This is a genomic window from Castellaniella sp. (assembly GCF_004321985.1).
Taxonomy (GTDB): Bacteria; Pseudomonadota; Gammaproteobacteria; order Burkholderiales; family Burkholderiaceae_B; genus Castellaniella.
Genome location: NZ_SCQN01000063.1, coordinates 1 through 1827, shown reverse-complemented (window position 1 = coordinate 1827; position 1827 = coordinate 1). Strand labels below are relative to the sequence as shown.

Here is a 1827-nt window from a genome sequence, read left to right as displayed (position 1 = left end):
CGACGCGCTGATCGTGCGCGCCATCCAGTACGAGCTGGACCGCGGCGGCCAAGTCTACTTCGTCCACAACCGCGTGGAGACGATCTACGGCGTGAAGAACGCCCTGCAGACGCTGCTGCCGAGCGCCCGCATCGCCGTGGCCCACGGGCAGATGGGCGAAGCGGAGATCGAGCCCGTGATGAGCGCCTTCGTCGACGGCGAGATCGACATCTTGCTGGCCACCACGATCATCGAGAACGGTCTGGACATCCCCAACGCCAACACGCTGATCGTCAACAACGCCGATCAGTTCGGCCTCTCGCAGCTCTACCAGTTGCGCGGGCGCGTAGGCCGCTCCAACCATCAGGCCTACGCCTACCTGCTCTACCAGCCGCACAAGGCCCTCACCGAAGAAGCCAAGGCGCGCCTGGAGGCGATCCGCGAGTTCTCGCATTTGGGCTCGGGTTTGCAGCTGGCCATGCGGGACTTGGAGATCCGCGGCGCGGGGAACTTGCTGGGGCACGCGCAGTCCGGGCACATAGCGGCCGTGGGCTTCGACACCTACTGCCAACTGCTGGCGGAGGCCGTGGCGGAGCGCCAGGGCAAGGTGCGCGAGCAGGCGCAAGAGGCCGTGCTCGACCTCAAGCTCACCGCCTACATCCCCGACGACTACATCACGCAGGCCTCGCAGAAGATCGCCGTCTACCAGCAGCTGGCCGCCGCGCGCAGCGCGCAGGAAGTGGACGAGATCGCCGCCGGCCTGCGCGACCGCTTCGGGCCCATGCCGGAGCCGCTCCAGTACCTGGTGGAGATCACCAAGCTGCGCACCTTGGCCCTGCGCAAGCGCGTCACGCGCTTGGTGGTGGACGATCATCGCCTGGTGCTGGGGGTGGGCACGGGCTTCGAGCTCTCGCCGCGGGCGATCCCCGACCTCCAACGGCTGACCGGCGGGCACTTCCGCTTCAGCGATCAGCGCCTCACCGTGGACCTCCCCGACGGCAGCCCCGCCACCTGGCTCCCCCTGCTCGGCGCGCTCCTCGAGACGCTCTAGAAACGCTGGAGAAAAGGAAGACCTTTCCCCCGGGCGAACCACCTTGCGCTGCCCCTCCCTTGGGGCGGTTTCGTTGCTATGGAGTATCGTACGTGAGCACGTGGACGAAGCATCGGCTGGTCGCCTTGGCCGCCGTCGGCGCACTGAGCCTCACCCTAGCCGCCTGCTCGGGCGGCGGCGGGACGCTGGCCTCGGTCAACGGTCAGAAGATCACCAAGACCCAGCTCGACGCCAAGCTCGAGGCAAGCCCCGGCGGTAAGCAGATGCTTGGGCAGCTCATTCAAACAGCGCTGCTCGACCAGTACGCGAAGCAGAAGAACATCGTCGCCTCCGATGCCGAGACCCAGAAGAAGATCGACGACATCAAGGCCCGCTACCCCTCCGGACAGTTCGACGCGCTCCTCAAGCAGCAAGGCCTGACGATGGATGACGTCAAGCAGATCGTCACGCAGCAGGTGCTGCTGGAGAAGGCCGTGGCACCGCAGGTGCACGTGGCCGACTCCGACGTGAAGGCCTTCTTCGACAAGAACCACGCTTCGTACGATCGCCCCGAGCAGGTACGCGCGCGCCACATCTTGGTGCCGGACGAGAAGACCGCGCAGATCGTGGAGCAGAAGCTCAAGCAGGGTCAGAAGTTCGAGGATCTCGCCAAGGAGTACTCGACGGACCCCGGCAGCAAGGACAAGGGCGGCGAGCTCGGGTGGTTCGGCAAGGGCCAGATGGTGCCGGCCTTCCAGGATGCGGCGTTCAAGCTGCCCATCGGCCAGGTCAGCCAGCCCGTGAAGTCGCCGTTCGGC

The 1827-nt window shown here is 66.4% G+C and carries 2 protein-coding genes; both read left to right on the top strand.

Annotation, left to right across the window (positions count from 1 at the left end; all coding sequences use genetic code 11):
• Positions 1-1030: TRCF domain-containing protein (locus tag EPN31_RS15745; protein WP_291775445.1), on the top strand; the 1030-nt coding region annotated here is incomplete at its 5' end.
• A 92-nt stretch (positions 1031-1122) separates the two neighbouring features.
• Positions 1123-1827 (top strand): peptidylprolyl isomerase (locus EPN31_RS15740; RefSeq protein ID WP_291775443.1); only part of this gene is annotated, 705 nt, incomplete at its 3' end.